Source organism: Murimonas intestini (assembly GCF_024622195.1).
Classification (GTDB): Bacteria; Bacillota; Clostridia; order Lachnospirales; family Lachnospiraceae; genus Murimonas; species Murimonas intestini.
In genome coordinates this window covers 289,453-305,106 of sequence record NZ_JANKBI010000004.1, presented here as the reverse complement: position 1 = coordinate 305,106, position 15,654 = coordinate 289,453, and the positions used below count along the sequence as shown (strand labels likewise).

The following is a 15,654-nucleotide window of genomic DNA, read 5'->3' as shown; positions in this document are numbered from 1 at the left end:
GTGCATGAAAAGTGTGCACCCTTATATTTAGACGATCTGTCTATCTATAGGGGTGCTTTTTTATTTTATTGGAAACTTCATTCTGCAGTCCTTTCTTATGTTATCTGCTCTCAGCAGGGAACCCGCAGAAAAATATGAGAAATATGGAAGAAGAGGAGATTTTAGCATGAAAGTAAGTATGAAGGATGGAACAATTAAAGAACTGGGATTTGATTCTGAGGAAGGAAGGGCGGCATTCCGGCACACGACAGCCCATATTCTGGCACAGGCGGTCAAGCGTCTGTATCCGGAGACAAAGTGCGCCATTGGGCCGTCTATTGAAAAAGGTTTTTATTATGACTTTGAATTCAGCTTTCCATTTACAGCAGAGAATCTGGAAGATGTGGAGAAGGAAATGAAGAAGATAGTAAAAGAATCCCTCCCTCTCAGAAGATATGAGGCCAGCCGGGAGGAGGCCCTGGCCCTGATGGAAGAGAAAGACGAGGAATACAAGGCTGAGCTGATCAGGGAGCTGCCCTGCAGGGAGGCTGTCAGCTTCTACCAGCAGGGGGAATATACGGACCTGTGTGCCGGCCCCCATGTATCTAATACAAGCCTGATCAGGGCCTTCAAGCTGACAGGTGTGGCTGGCGCTTACTGGAGAGGAAATGAGAAGAATAAGATGCTTACAAGGATTTACGGGACGTCCTTCCCCAAGTCTTCTGAACTGGAGGCGTATCTGAAGCAGGAAGAGGAGGCAAAGCTGAGAGATCACAGAAAGCTGGGAAAAGAGCTGGGATTATTTACAATGATGGAAGAGGGGCCGGGCTTTCCGTTCTTTCTGCCTAAAGGGATGGTCCTGAAGAACCTGCTTATAGATTATTGGCGCAGGCTTCATCAGAGAGAAGGCTATGTGGAAATATCCACACCCATGATGCTGGAGAGGAGCCTCTGGGAGACATCGGGACATTGGGACCACTACAGGGAAAATATGTACACAACAGTCATTGATGAGAAGGATTTTGCCATTAAGCCCATGAACTGCCCGGGAGGGATGCTTGTATATAAGATGGAGCCGCGTTCCTATAAGGACCTGCCTCTCAGGATGGGAGAGCTTGGCCTTGTACACAGGCATGAGAAATCCGGGCAGCTGCACGGGCTGATGAGGGTGCGCTGCTTTACACAGGATGATGCCCATATTTTTATGACAGAGGAACAGATCACAGATGAGATTAAGAGGGTGATCAGCCTTATTGATGAAGTATACAGCAGATTCGGCTTTAAATACCATGTGGAGCTCTCTACAAGGCCGGAGGACAGCATAGGGAGCGATGAGGACTGGGAACTGGCTACAGATGGGCTTAAGAGCGCTCTTGACGCCCTTGGCATGGACTATATTATAAATGAGGGGGACGGGGCTTTTTACGGACCCAAGATAGACTTCCATCTGGAGGACTCCATAGGCAGGACGTGGCAGTGCGGGACGATACAGCTGGATTTCCAGCTCCCGCTGAGATTTGAAGCAGAGTATGTGGGGGCTGACGGAAAGAAACACAGACCCATTATGATCCACAGGGTAGTATTTGGCTCGATCGAGAGGTTCATAGGGATACTCATAGAACATTATGCGGGAAAATTCCCCTGCTGGCTTGCCCCTGTCCAGGTAAAGATACTTCCTGTATCAGACAGATTTGCAGGATATGCACAGGAGGTGATGGAGAAGCTGCGTGAAAAAAATGTGCGCTGCGAGATAGATATGAGAGATGAAAAACTGGGCTATAAGATCAGGGAGGCACAGCTGGATAAAGTCCCCTTTATGATGATAGTTGGGGAGAAAGAAAAAGAATCAGGGACAGTTTCACTCAGGAAAAGGGATGCCGGAGATATGGGAGCTGTCAGCCTCAGCACATTTCTGGAAATGGCGGAAGCCGAAGAGGAGGCTTGACAAATTTCTGGTCCATAAGCTATAATGATAGCGCTCATCGGAGGCAAATTACTCTAAAGAAGTAACAAGCCGGATAAGATGGCGGGCTGAAACGCCTGCTGCCTTGTCCGGCTTTTTTGAGTACAAATACGTTCTTGAACATGAAGGGATTAAGGAGAAAGGTTTATGGAAAACACGAAGAATTTTACAGAAGGAAAAATATTCTCACCCCTTATGGGGTTTGCGCTGCCGGTGCTTCTGGCGCTTTTTCTGCAGACAATGTATGGAGCTGTGGATATGCTGATCGTGGGACAGTTTGGAAATGCGGCTTCTGTATCGGCTGTTTCAACCGGAAGCTGGATGATGCAGGTTATCACTTCAGCTATCGTGGGCCTGGCTATGGGAACGACTATCCTGCTGGGGCAGAAGATCGGGGAGGGCAGGCTCTCGGATGCGGGCAGGGTAGTTGGAGCCAGTATCTGCATGTTTATAGTCATAGGCATAGCAGTGACTGTGCTGATGCAGCTGCTTGCAGTGCCCTTTGGGAAGGTCATGCAGACGCCCCTGGAGGCATTTGATGATACCATATTGTATGTGCGTATCTGCTCAGCAGGCTCGGTCTTTATTATTGCCTATAATGTGCTGGGAAGTATTTTCAGGGGGATGGGCAATTCTAAGATGCCGCTGATTACAGTAGCTATTGCGTGTGTTGTAAATATAGCAGGGGATCTGCTTCTTGTAGGGGGCTTCCACCTGGGGGCGGCAGGCGCTGCCATAGCCACAGTGTTTGCCCAGGCAGTCAGCGTCCTGCTGTCATTTGTTATCATCAGGAAGCAGAAGTTCCCGTTTGAGTTCGGGAAGGAATACATAAAGTTTCACAAGGGCTATGTCCCGGCTGTCCTCAGGCTGGGGTTCCCCATCGCGCTCCAGGATGTCCTTGTCTCTGCCTCATTTCTGGCAATCACGGCAATCATCAACACGCTGGGAGTTATCGCATCCGCTGGAGTAGGAGTGGCGGAGAAAATCTGCGGATTCGTGCTGCTGATCCCGTCAGCGTGTTCCCAGGCCATGTCAGCCTTTGTTGCACAGAATACAGGGGCCGGAAAGCCTGCCAGGGCCAGAAGGGCGCTGCTCTACGGCATCCTTGTATCTCTGGGGCTTGGAGTCTTCCTGGCATATTTTTCTTTCTTCCATGGAGATATCCTCTCGGGGATGTTTGCAAAAGATGAGGCGGTCATACTCGCCTCGGCAGAATATCTGAAGGCATATGCCCTGGACTGCCTGCTTGTATCATTTGCATTCTGTTTTACGGGATATTTCAACGGCTGCGGGAAGACCACCTTTGTCATGATACAGGGGATCGCAGGCGCGTTCTGTGTCAGGATCCCTGTATCTTATCTGATGAGCCTTATAAAACCTGTATCACTGTTCAAGGTCGGCCTGGCCATCCCGCTCTCCACAGCCTTCCAGATCATACTGTGTGTGGGTTATTTTGCCCTTCTTGGGAAGAAAGAGAGACAGAGAATATCATCTTCCGGTAAATGATATCCCATTGCTCCAATACAGCGGGGTATATACCTTTGCGATCTCCGGGAGTGTGACATCTTTTAGCGCCCATTTTTTGTACTCCTCAAAGCCGGTGCGGTCCACGATGTAACCAATGTGCTCTTTTCCGCCCGGCGCGGTGCGGTCGATATAATGTTCCACGTAATCGTAGGTGTTCAGGATTATCTTTATGATACTCTCTTCGTCAGCCCACTTGATAAAATCTTCCCCGAGACGGGGGTTCCTTTTGCCGCTTCTCCCGAACAGGGTGAGGCGGTAATATTTTTTACCGCTCCTTGTCCAGGCTGATGTGGGGCAGTTCAGGATACATTCACCGCAGCCGATACATTTTTCTTCATTTCTGGACGGCCGGAAGCTGACAGCAGTGAGAGCCTCCACAGACTTCCTGCGGCAGGCCTTCACACATGCGGAGCATGTCACGCAGCGGTCTTTTTCAAGCACAGGCAGCGTCATGCCGATGATGCCGAAATCGTGCATGCGGACCTTTGCACAGTCATTGGGGCAGCCGGTCAGCGCTATCTTGAAATGCAGGTCGTTTGGAAAAACGGCCTTTTCTATTCTCTGTGCAAAGGCGGTAGTATCATAGCAGGCGAAAGGACAGACCCGGTTTCCGATGCATGCGGAGATATTCCGGGTGCCGCTTGCCGGATAGCCCTTTCCCGGATCAGCCTGGTTAATGTTCAGGCCCTCGATGATGGGCTGAAGCATGGCATTGACCTGGGGCATATTTTCATAATCGATTCCGGGGATCTCAAAGCCCTGGCGGTTTGTGATATGCACTGTGCCGTTGCCGAATTTTTCAGCGATTTCCTGTATAAGTGATAAATATCCTGCGTCCAAATGGCCGCCGGGCACACGGATCCGGGAAGCAGTCTTGCCCCTGACCTTGGTGACGCGAAAAGCATTCTTTTTAAGCTTTTTAGTATTGATATCCATATCTTGTTCCTCCTCTAGTCCAGCAGGGTGCTGCCCCTGGAATAATTAAATACAGGGCCGTCCAGACACACATAGGCATCGCCTATGCGGCAGTGGCCGCATTTTCCTATTCCACAGCACATTTTTCTTTCATGGGAGATCCATATCTGCTCTTCTGACAATCCCCGCTCCAGCAGAGCTTTTACAGAAAAACGCATCATTGCGGGAGGACCCACCACAATGGCGGCGGCATTTTTAATATCCTTAAACTCAAGGCCAGGTATATATTTGGTCACCAGCCCCTGGGGGAAGGTAGGATCTGCTGTATTATCATCCACAGTCAGGATCACATTAAGACGTTTTTTCCAGAGCGCAAAGTCCTCCCGGAAAAGGATATCCTTCGGAGTTTTAAAACCGGCGATAAGAGCTGCGGATACTGCTTTTTCCGTATGGCTGGCAAAATAGGTGATTATGCCACGGACAGGGGATACTCCTGTTCCCCCGGCTACGATCACAAGTTCTTTGTCCTGGTAATCCTCCGTGTTAAATCCGTTCCCGTAAGGCCCTCTCAAATAGAGGGATGTTCCCTTGTACTGTTCGAAAATCTCGTTTGTCACTTTGCCTACACGGCGTATAGTCAGGTCGATGCTGCCGTTGCCGATTCCGCTCACGGAGATGGGGGCCTCCCCGTATCTGGGAATAGAGACCTCAAAAAACTGTCCGGGACGGACATCTCCCACATAGCTCATGCGGAAGGTATATTCTATGTCAGTATGAGGGATAACCTCAAGGACTTCAGAGAGAAAAGGCACATACTCATTTTTTGTCATTTCCATTTACCTCCTCCATGGCTTCCTCCAGCTTGTTCAGACAGCCGGAAAATGAAATATATTCAGGACAGACATCATCACACCGTCCGCATCCCACGCACATCTGATAGCCGTTCCTCTTTTTGAAATCAAGCGCCTTATGAAGTACCTTAAAACGCATGCGCTCCCCGTAAGCCTTCCGGCAGCCTGCGCCTCCGGCCACCTCAGTGAAACCGTCGACCATGCAGGAGGCCCATACCCTCCGCCGTTCTCCGGCTTTTGGATTGTCTGTATATGACAGGTCCTGCATGGTGAAGCAGGTACATGTGGGGCAGGAGAAATTACATCTTCCGCAGGCTATGCAGCGGCTGTCATATTCTTTCCATATGCTGCTCCCAGCGGCGGAGGAGGAAAGGTTCTCAGGGATATGTACGCGGGTGGGCGTCTCTGTCACATGGCATGGAACTACTTCGCCCTGTCTGGTGGAATGGGGAACAAGGAAATCTTCAAGATCCTTTGATCTGCAGTCAACTCTGTATTCGCCGTCTATGAGATCTATGCTCATATCATAGCCTGTTGGTATATTTGTCTCCATATCTACACAGAAGCAGGTGGAGAATGCCCGGGAACAGCCCATCAGCACAAATTTTGTGTGATCCCTGAGCTGACGGTAATAGTGATCTTCAAATACATTTCCAAGGTAAATGGCATCCAGCCTCCGGACTGCGTGGAGGTCACAGCTTCGAAGGAAGATCAGACGGTCCCTGACAGGCGGCCGGGGCTCACTGACGGAATCCTCCGTGTAATAAAATAATGTCTGTGTAAGAGGCAGAAGCACCTCTTTAGGTGAAAATCTGGATTTCATATGAAAAACCACATCTTCAATGGCTGAAATCCTGTCATAACGGACAAGATCAGTGTCAGAAAACGCACCCTTCCCCGGAAAAAGCTTTGGGGCGAAGATGTCATATTTTTCGGAAAGGCCTGAAATGACTTTATTAATGCCTTCCGGACTAAAATAATAGCCCATACTGTTGCACCTCTTTTCAATAATCTTTTAAAGAGTATAACAGATGGGCTTTTGACAAGGCGTGAGGAATATCACGTTTCTTTGACATAATTTTTCAGGGCATCTCTGTCCGGGATGATAAAGTGGTTTTTCTGGTAGAGAATGAGGCCTTTTTTGCTCAGCAGGGCTACCTGGCGGGAAACAGTCTCGCGCTTGGAGCCCAGGAGCTCGGCCAGATAGGTGATGCTCATACTGATATCAATCATGGTGCCCTCACTGCAGGGGACTCCATAGTCGAGTGAGAGCTTCCAGAGCTTCGCAGCCAGCCTGATATCGCCCCTCACATTATTGGAAGTGTTTTTTAACTGATGGTAGAGACGGCGTATTTTAAGCGCCATGGAATCCATCACCGCTGCGGTCAGTTTAAAATCCTGCTCCATAATATGCAGAAAAAGAGGGGCAGGAAATGAGAGCACATAAGAATCTTCAATGATCTCACAGTTTATGGAGGCTGCTTGGGACTGGAGGATCACTTCATTTAACATGTCGCCCTTGCCGCAGATGAAAATGATTTTTTTCTCATACAGGTGGTTGAGCTTGTAAAGTGCGGCCTTGCCCTCCGCCATAAAATAAACATTGCTGACAGAGTCCTTGTCTAAAAAGAGATGCTCACCTTTCAGGAAGGGCTTCAGACAGGCGCAGGCGGCCAGCGCAGCGTAGGAAGAGGGGGATATATCATTAAAAACGGGCATGGATGAAAATGCATTTTTCAGATTTATCATAAAAGCGGCTCCTTTAAGATGACTGTTTACGGCCAGGTAAAAGCGCGGGTAAGCGCTATATGTAATATTATAGGATGGGGCGGGCGTGAAAGCAAGCCTCGCAGAAATAAATTAGTACTGGACAAAAGTTTAAAAATGGTTTATATATAGTTTATAAACGTTAAAATATAGTGCTGTCAGGTGGAAAGTAAAAAGAAAATGAACAAAAAGTTTAAGAAACAAGCTAAAAGTTTAAAAAGACTGGAACATTAAATTCTGCCGGGCTGTACAGCAAAAATCAGGAGGTCAGTCAAGATGGGGACAAGCTATAACAAGAATGTAGAACGATGGGATGTGTTTGAGGTTTCATGTGAAGGCAGAAAAGATGGAAATCCTTTCACGGACCATGATATTACAGGAAACTTTAAGGGTCAGAATGAGAATGTGACTGTAGACGGATTTTATGACGGAGACGGTGTGTATAAGGTACGTTTCATGCCTTCCTTTGAGGGTGAATATGAATTTACCATATCAGGCAGTTTTAAGCAGGATCAGGGGGAGGAAGTAAGCGGAAGATTTACAGTAACACCTGCATCAGAGGATAACCATGGCCCTGTCAGGGTGGCAAATACATACCATTTTGCATATGAAGACGGAACACCCTACTATTCTGTGGGCACTACCTGCTATGTGTGGGATCTTCAGTCAGATGAAAGGATCGATCAGACGCTTGAAAGTCTGACAGAGGCAGGATTTAATAAAATAAGATTCTGTGTATTTCCAAAGCATTATGATTATAACCTGGGAGAGCCGCGCTCTTATCCCTATGAGGGAACTCCCATGGACAGCAGTGTTCTGACGAAAGATAATTTTTTGCAGTATACAGGAGCGGCCAGCGGAAATGACTGGGATTTTACAAGGTTTAATACTGAGCACTTCCGCCATATTGAGAAGTGTATACTTGCGCTCAGGGACAGAGGGATAGAGGCTGACCTGATCGTGATGCATCCGTATGACAGGTGGGGATTCTCCTGTATGACAGAGAAACAGGATGACCTGTACTGGAAATATGTGCTAGCCAGGTTCTCAGCTTACAGGAATATCTGGTGGTCGCTTGCAAATGAATACGACTTGTTCCTGCATAAGACTATAAAAGACTGGGAGCGTTACGCCTCCATAATATGTGAGAAGGATGCCTACAGCCATCTGCGGTCTATCCACAACTGCAGGCCTTTCTATGACCATACACGCCCCTGGATCACCCACTGCAGCATCCAGCGCCAGGACCTGTACAAGTCTGCGGAGCTGGTCAATGAATGGAGACAGAGGTATAAAAAGCCGGTAGTCCTCGATGAGATAGCATATGAGGGAAATATACAGCACGGGTGGGGGAATATAAGCCCGGAAGAGATGGTGCGCAGGTTCTGGGAAGCAGTGTGCAGGGGAGGATATCCGGGACACGGTGAAACATACATGAGCGGGGATGACGTACTCTGGTGGTCACACGGCGGCAGATTAAAGGGAGAGAGCTGGAAGCGTTTTAAATTTCTGCATAAGATCATGTGCGAGACACCGGGCATAGGCCTTGCCCCCTATGAGAAATGCGGCTGGGATGAGGTGTGTGCGGTGCCGGAGGAGACAGCACAGATGACGCCTGTAAGGGATTACTATCTCTTCTACTACAGCTTCATGAGGCCGTCATTCAGGGAATTCTATTTTGACGATAATACAGAAGTGGATGTGGAAGTCATTGATACATGGAATATGACTATAGAAGACAGAGGGACTCACAAAGGCAGGTTTAAAATAGAACTGCCCGGAAGGGAGTATATGGCTGTGAGGATCAGGAAACACAGATAAGAGCGGCCATGCGCCTCCCAATATAGAATTAATCATAGAGGGATACTGCAGGCTGCAGTATCCTTCTGTCATAGTTGGGCTTTATACGTTACTGTTCACATGTCACCGTTTTGCGAGGTATTTTTGTGCAAATTACATAGATTATTTTTATATTGTGTGATATATTGTAACTATTATGAAGCCTGCGGTAAGCGGAAAATTAAAAGGAGGAATAGGAATGAACAAAGAAGTACTGGATGTAATCAAGACACGCAGAAGCATCAGAAAGTACCGTCCGGAGCAGATCCTGGAGGAAGAGCTGGATGCTGTTCTGGAGGCAGGGACATATGCGCCTACAGGCATGGGTAAACAGTCTCCTGTGATCGTGGCAGTTCAGAGAGAAGAGGACATGAAAAAGCTTGCCAGGATGAATGCAGATATCATGGGAAGCAAGGGAAATCCTTATTATGGGGCGCCAACCATCGTGCTCGTATTTGCAGATGGGAAAAACGGCAACCACGTGCAGGACGCCAGCTGCGTACTGGAAAATATGATGGTAGCTGCTCACGCCCTGGGGCTTGGGTCATGCTGGATCAACAGAGAAAAGGAAATGTTCGGGACAGAAGAAGGACGGGCTCTCATGGAGGAATGGGGTCTGGATCAGGGACTGGAGGGAGTGGGAGCGCTGGCCCTCGGTTATCCGGAAGGAGACGCACCTGCCCCGGCACCCAGAAAACCAGACTATATCAGGATCATCAGATAAAGGACGTGAACCAATCATGAAAGTGAGCATTAAAGACATCAGCGAGAGGACAGGGTATTCTCCTGCGACTATATCAAATGCGCTGAACCATAAAAAAGGTGTGAATAAAGAGACTGCTGCAGAGGTATTCCGCGTTGCCCGTGAGATAGGCTACATCAATGAGAACTCCATATCCAGGATCAAGCTGGTGATTTTTAAAAAGAATGGCTCAATTATTGATGACACGCCGTTTTTCCCCACTCTGGTGAGCGGATTTGAACAGGAATGCCGGAGCCGGGGATATGAGATGGTAGTATGCAATGTGGACCAGCGGGAGGAGGACTACGAGGCACAGGTCAAAAGCCTTGTGAATGACGTGAGTTCTGCTTCTGTCATACTGGCCACAGAGATGGCGGAGGAGGACCTGGAGCTCTTTAAGGGCTCCAGGACCCCTCTCGTCATTCTGGACTACTGGTCAGAGAGTATGGAATTCAATGCTGTTCTGATCAACAATGCAGATTCTGCCAGGATGGCTACAGAGTATCTCATACAGAAGGGACATACCAGGATAGGCTATATAAGGGGCGCCTACAGGATCAAGGGCTTCCGCTCCAGATGGGTGGGCTGCCAGACTGCGGCAAGAAAACACAGGCTGGAGATCAGGGATGAGGATATTATTACACTATCCCCCACTTCAAACGGAGCCTACAAGGATATGCTGGCCTATCTGGAGAACGCAGAGGATCTGGCAACTGCGTTTTTTGCAGATAATGATATGATCGCCCTGGGTGCTATGAAGGCGCTGCAGGAAAAAGGGTACAGGATCCCGGAAGATGTATCTATTGTGGGCTTTGACGACCTTCCTTTCAGTGAGATATCATCGCCGCCTCTCACCACACTGAGAGTACCCAATCAGGAGATGGGGCGCCTGGCAGTGCGCAGGGTAGTTGAGCTCATCCAGAATCCCAGCAATGTAGTCACAAAGACACAGGTCTGCACAAGTTTTATTGAACGTCAGACAGTACAGGAGATATCAGACGGATTGAATATATAAACATTTATATAAATATTTACATAAAAGTTTTATATAAAACGGATAGGGGTGAAAAATACCTCTGTTTTATTATGCAAAATTTACAATTATGCCCTGGAATAGTTGGGAGATATTGACGAAAAAGGAAAAAAGCTTAAAATGCTATTGAAATAACATGTAAAATATTTATAATAATATTTAGATGCAATGCGAGTAAAATTTTACCTTAAAAATGGAGGTATTTAAAATGACAAAAATCAAACTGGGCTTTGCGCCTACAAGAAGAAGTATTTTCAGCGCACCTGACGCCATCAAATACAGGGGGCTGACAGCAGAGAGACTTACGGAACTGGGAGTGGACTTTGTCGATATCACAGATATCAATGAAGAAGGCCTTCTGTATAATGATGAAGACATGTACAAGATAGCTGAAAAATTCAAAGCGGAGAAGATTGACGGACTTTTCCTGCCCCACTGTAACTTTGGTACAGAATATGAGTGTGCCAGACTTGCAAAGGAACTGAATGTGCCTGTACTGCTCTGGGGGCCGCTGGATGAGAGGCCGGATGAGAACGGGGTGCGCCTGCGTGATACACAGTGCGGATTATTTGCAACAGGAAAGGTGCTCAGGAGATTCCAGATCCCGTTTACATATATGACCAACTGCAGGCTGAATGATCCTGTTTTCGAGCGCGGTCTCCGGGACTTTATGGCTGTCTGCAATGTAGTAAAGACCTTCCGCCATATGAGGATACTTCAGATTTCCACAAGGCCTTTTGATTTCTGGACAACCATGTGTAATGAAGGAGAGCTTCTGGAAAAATTCAATATCCAGCTGTCACCTATCCCTATGCCTGAACTGACAGATGCAGTTAAGGCTGCTAAGGAGGAAGGGACTCAGGTAGCAGAAGTAATGAAATACTGCCGTGACAACATGGAGATCTGCGTAAAGGACAATGAACTGGAAAATGTAGCTGCCCTGAAGGTTGCCATGAAGGGGCTGGCTGAGAAATACGGATGCCAGGCTATAGCCATCCAGTGCTGGAACCAGCTGCAGTGTGAGCTGGGGATCATGCCGTGTGCGGCTAATTCCCTGCTGAACGAGGAAGGAATTCCTGTAGTCTGCGAGACAGATATCCACGGCGCCATCACAGCGCTTCTTGTGGAAGCGGCAGGTATGGGCGAGACAAGAAGCTTCTTTGCTGACTGGACTATCCGCCATCCTGACCTGGCTAATGGGGAACTGCTGCAGCACTGTGGCCCGTGGCCGATCTCTGTGGCAAGGGAACGCCCGAAGCTGACATATCCTCTGGCATTTGACCATCCTGGCAGCATCACCGCTGAGGCAAAGCACGGAGAGGTGACACTCTGCCGTTTTGACGGGGACAACGGAGAGTACTCCATGCTCCTTGGAAATGCAAAAGGTGTGGATGGTCCTAAGGGAATGGGAACATATCTCTGGGTAGAGGTAGACAATATTAAACGCCTGGAAGAAAAGATCGTGACAGGTCCGTATATCCATCACTGTGTGGGAATCCACAAGGATGTTGTTCCGGTACTTTATGAAGCATGTAAGTATATGGGCGTGAAGCCGGATCTGTATGACCCGGTGGAAGAAGAGGTAAAGGCTTACCTGCGCGGCGAATGACAGCTGCGCTGTGACGGAGTGAACGCGGTGGGGCTGTGAGGACACAGCCTGCACTGCATCAGAGAGGAGAAAATCAGGATGGAAAATTTAAAAGCAAAGTCCTTCGAACTGCGCCAGAATGTCCTGGATATGATATCCAGGGCAAAGGGCGGCCATATAGGAGGGGACTTCAGTGTAATGGATATACTGGTAACCCTTTATTTCAAACAGATGAATATCAGTCCGGAAAATATGGACGATGAAGACAGAGACAGGTTCGTGCTCAGCAAAGGCCACTCAGTGGAGGCTTACTATGCTGTGCTGGCTGCGAAAGGATTTTTCCCCATCGAAGAAGTAATAGAAAACTTTTCAGCTTTCGGATCTAAATACATCGGACATCCCAACAACAAGCTTCCGGGAATCGAGATGAACTCAGGCTCTTTGGGTCACGGCCTTCCCGTGTGCGTGGGCATGGCTCTGGCAGGCAAAATGAATAAAAAGGATTACAGGGTATACACGGTCATGGGTGACGGTGAGCTGGCTGAGGGTTCTGTGTGGGAAGGTTTTATGGCAGGGCATCAGTACAAGCTGGATAACCTGTGCGCCGTAGTTGACAGGAACCGTCTGCAGATATCAGGAAGTACAGAGGATGTCATGGGCCATGATGACCTTCAGAAGAGGATAGAAGGCTTCGGATGGCATGTGATACAAGTAAACGGAAATGATATAGAAGAATTGAACGCGGCTTTTGAGGAGGCCAAGACGGTAAAGGGCTGCCCCACAGCTGTTATTGCAAATACAATAAAAGGCTTCGGCGGCGGAGACGTGATGGAAAATAAAGCGGCATGGCACCATAAAGTACCTTCTGCAGATGAATATGAACAGATCAAAAAAGAATTGGCAGCAAGGAAGGAGGCGGCTCTTCATGAATAAGATACCTAACAGGCAGGCCATCTGCGATGTGCTGATGGAAGAAGCCAAAACAGATAAAGATATTGTCGTGCTGTGCAGCGATTCAAGAGGCAGCGCTTCCCTTGCACCCTTTGCGGCAGCATTCCCGGAACAGTTTGTAGAAGTAGGGATCGCAGAGCAGAACCTGGTCAGCATATCAGCAGGGCTGGCTAAATGCGGCAAGAAGGCATTTGCTGCATCACCCGCCTGCTTCTTGTCCACCAGGAGCTATGAACAGGCAAAGATCGATGCCGCATACTCCAACACAAATGTGACCCTGATAGGCATCAGCGGCGGTGTCAGCTATGGAGCGCTGGGGATGAGCCATCATTCTGCCCAGGATATCGCAGCCATGGCAGCTATACCGAATATGCGTGTCTATCTGCCAAGCGACCGTTTCCAGACTGAGAAGCTGTTCAAGGCTCTGCTCAGAGATGAGAAGCCGTCCTACGTGCGTGTGGGCCGTAATCCTGTAGAAGATATCTATTCAGAGGAAAGCTGTCCGTTTGAGATGGATAAAGCAGTTGCATTTGTAGACGGAGTGCCGTCGGCAGATACAGCCTCCTGGGCAGATGAAGAATTTGATGCTGCAATCATAGCATGCGGTGAGATGGTGCGCCCGGCAGTGGAAGCGGCAGCTCTTTTAAAAGAGCAGGGCAGGCGTGCAGTAGTGCTGGATATGTACTGTGTGAAGCCTCTTGATGTGGAGTCAGTCATCCAGGCTGCCAGCCGCTCAAAGGCAGTTGTGACAGCTGAGGAGCATGCCCCGTTCGGAGGTCTTGGATCTATGGTGAGCCAGGTGGTGGGAGCAAACTGCCCGAAGAAGGTTATTAATCTGGCATTGCCGGATGCACCTGTGATCACAGGCACATCGAAGGAAGTATTCGATTACTATGGATTAAATGCTGAGGGAATCGCTAAAAAAGTAATGGAGCTGATATAAGATGGCAGGATATATATTGGGGATCGACCAGAGCACCCAGGGCACCAAGGCCATGATATTTGACGGGGCCGGAAAGATGCTTGGACGCTTTGACCTGCCCCACAGGCAGATAGTAAATGAGAAAGGCTGGGTATCCCATGACCCTGAAGAGATCTTTGCAAATACGGTGAAGGTAGTGGAGGGAGTTATCGGGAAGACTGGTATAGACAAGAACCTGATAAAAGGCGCCGGCATCAGCAACCAGAGGGAAACTGCCCTTGTCTGGGATAAGCAGACAGGCAGGCCTCTTGCCCCTGCTATTGTATGGCAGTGCTCCAGGGCGGCAGAACTGTGCAGCAGGCTGGAGGAGAACGGCAGCGGACAGATGAGCGGTGAGGAGTGCCGCGCTGCAGTTAAGAATACTACGGGAATTCCCATGTCTCCTTATTTCCCGGCGGCTAAATGGTCATGGATACTGGAAAATACACCCGGAGCGAAGGAAAAGGCGGCAGCGGGGGAACTGTGCTTTGGTACGATTGACACGTGGCTTGTATACTGCCTCACAGGCGGAAAGTCCTATAAGACGGATTATTCTAATGCATCCAGGACACAGGCGTTTGATATAGTGAATCTGTGCTGGAGCCCTGAGGTGTGCGGCATTTTCGGAATAGACCCGAAGGCTCTTGCAGAGGTGTGTGATTCGGACAGCTGCTTTGGAATGAGTGATTTTAACGGAGTGCTGGACAGGGAGATTCCTATACACGGCGTGATGGGAGATTCCCATGGCGCACTTTTCGGGCAGGGATGCCTGAAAAAAGGTATGATAAAGACAACCTACGGCACAGGCTCCTCCATCATGATGAATATCGGGGAAGAACCGGTATTTTCCACACATGGAGTCGTGACTTCCCTGGCATGGAGCAGAAACGGCAAGGCAGAGTATGTGCTGGAAGGAAATATAAATTATACAGGAGCTGTGATTACCTGGCTGAAGGATGATATGAAGCTTGTCTCATCGCCGTCAGAGACAGAAGAGCTGGCAGGTTTGGCGAATAAGGAAGACACTGCATATCTCGTGCCTGCTTTTACAGGCCTGGGAGCTCCCTACTGGAACAGCAAGGCAAAGGCTTCCATTGTGGGGATCACAAGGACAACAGGAAGGGCAGAGGTGGTGAAAGCCGGACTGGAATGCATTGCTTACCAGATCACAGATATTGTCAAAGCAATGGGTGAGGATGCAAAACTGGCAATCGGAGAACTGCGTGTGGACGGCGGTCCCACAAGAAATGCATATCTGATGCAGTTCCAGAGCGATATGCTGGGGATTCCTGTACAGGTGCCGGATGCTGAGGAGCTCTCAGGAATAGGGGCCTCCTATATGGCAGGGCTTGCTCTTGGCATGTATGATGAGAAGGTATTTGAGACTATAGGAAGAAGCAGATTTGAGCCTTCCATGGACGAAAAAGTAAAAGACAAGAAATATGCCGGATGGCTGGATGCAGTGCATTCGGTGCTCAGGTAAACAATTAAGAAGAGAGGCCAATTTCCTGCTGCCGGGTTAACCGTACAGGAAATTG

At 48.7% G+C, this 15,654-nt stretch carries 13 protein-coding genes and 1 other annotated feature (1 of these 14 only partly in view); of the genes, 9 read left to right on the top strand and 4 right to left on the bottom strand.

The window, feature by feature from the left end:
* Positions 1 to 26 (top strand) — a binding site (T-box leader); it begins 228 nt to the left of the window's first position.
* 140 nt (positions 27 to 166) lie between these two features.
* Positions 167 to 1,924: a threonine--tRNA ligase gene (gene thrS, locus NSB28_RS09155; RefSeq protein WP_109626608.1), complete on the top strand. Its 1,758-nt coding sequence runs from the start codon at positions 167 to 169 to the stop codon at positions 1,922 to 1,924.
* 165 nt (positions 1,925 to 2,089) lie between these two features.
* Positions 2,090 to 3,448, top strand: coding sequence for an MATE family efflux transporter (locus NSB28_RS09150; RefSeq protein ID WP_257497636.1), 1,359 nt, complete (start codon positions 2,090 to 2,092; stop codon positions 3,446 to 3,448).
* On the opposite strand, the gene asrC is transcribed toward NSB28_RS09150, so the two are convergent.
* The 4 genes from asrC to NSB28_RS09130 all read right to left on the bottom strand — a co-directional run bounded on the left by asrC (position 3,431) and on the right by NSB28_RS09130 (position 6,984).
* Entirely contained in the window at positions 3,431 to 4,405 is a 975-nt protein-coding gene (asrC, locus tag NSB28_RS09145; protein ID WP_109626607.1) for a sulfite reductase subunit C, read from the bottom strand. The genes NSB28_RS09150 and asrC overlap by 18 nt on opposite strands.
* Before the next feature lie 14 nt (positions 4,406 to 4,419).
* Positions 4,420 to 5,214, bottom strand: coding sequence for an anaerobic sulfite reductase subunit AsrB (gene asrB, locus NSB28_RS09140; RefSeq protein WP_109626606.1), 795 nt, complete (start codon positions 5,212 to 5,214; stop codon positions 4,420 to 4,422).
* Positions 5,201 to 6,223 (bottom strand): anaerobic sulfite reductase subunit AsrA, encoded by a 1,023-nt coding sequence (gene asrA / locus NSB28_RS09135; protein WP_109626605.1) that lies wholly within the window; start codon positions 6,221 to 6,223, stop codon positions 5,201 to 5,203. The genes asrB and asrA overlap by 14 nt, the downstream gene beginning before the upstream one ends.
* A 71-nt stretch (positions 6,224 to 6,294) precedes the next feature.
* Positions 6,295 to 6,984: a Crp/Fnr family transcriptional regulator gene (locus tag NSB28_RS09130; RefSeq protein ID WP_257497637.1), complete on the bottom strand. Its 690-nt coding sequence runs from the start codon at positions 6,982 to 6,984 to the stop codon at positions 6,295 to 6,297.
* Between the two features lie 294 nt (positions 6,985 to 7,278).
* Here NSB28_RS09130 and NSB28_RS09125 point away from each other — a divergent pair, with 294 nt between their 5' ends.
* The 7 genes from NSB28_RS09125 (at position 7,279) to NSB28_RS09095 (ending at position 15,599) form a co-directional block, all read left to right on the top strand.
* The gene (locus NSB28_RS09125) at positions 7,279 to 8,823 is read left to right on the top strand and encodes a DUF5605 domain-containing protein (protein WP_109626604.1); all 1,545 of its coding nucleotides are present in this window, start codon (positions 7,279 to 7,281) and stop codon (positions 8,821 to 8,823) included.
* Positions 8,824 to 9,040: 217 nt separating this feature from the next.
* Entirely contained in the window at positions 9,041 to 9,565 is a 525-nt protein-coding gene (locus NSB28_RS09120) for a nitroreductase family protein (protein ID WP_109626603.1), read from the top strand.
* Between the two features lie 16 nt (positions 9,566 to 9,581).
* Positions 9,582 to 10,598, top strand: a complete 1,017-nt coding sequence (locus NSB28_RS09115) for a LacI family DNA-binding transcriptional regulator (protein ID WP_109626602.1) — start codon at positions 9,582 to 9,584, stop codon at positions 10,596 to 10,598.
* A 226-nt stretch (positions 10,599 to 10,824) separates the two neighbouring features.
* Positions 10,825 to 12,225, top strand: coding sequence for an L-fucose/L-arabinose isomerase family protein (locus NSB28_RS09110; protein ID WP_109626601.1), 1,401 nt, complete (start codon positions 10,825 to 10,827; stop codon positions 12,223 to 12,225).
* Positions 12,226 to 12,303: 78 nt separating this feature from the next.
* Positions 12,304 to 13,137 (top strand): transketolase, encoded by an 834-nt coding sequence (locus NSB28_RS09105; RefSeq protein ID WP_109626600.1) that lies wholly within the window; start codon positions 12,304 to 12,306, stop codon positions 13,135 to 13,137.
* Complete coding sequence (locus NSB28_RS09100; protein WP_109626599.1) at positions 13,130 to 14,098, top strand: transketolase family protein; 969 nt, start codon at positions 13,130 to 13,132, stop codon at positions 14,096 to 14,098. The genes NSB28_RS09105 and NSB28_RS09100 overlap by 8 nt, the downstream gene beginning before the upstream one ends.
* A 1-nt stretch (position 14,099) precedes the next feature.
* Positions 14,100 to 15,599, top strand: a complete 1,500-nt coding sequence (locus NSB28_RS09095; protein ID WP_109626598.1) for an FGGY-family carbohydrate kinase — start codon at positions 14,100 to 14,102, stop codon at positions 15,597 to 15,599.
* Positions 15,600 to 15,654 lie beyond the last annotated feature (55 nt).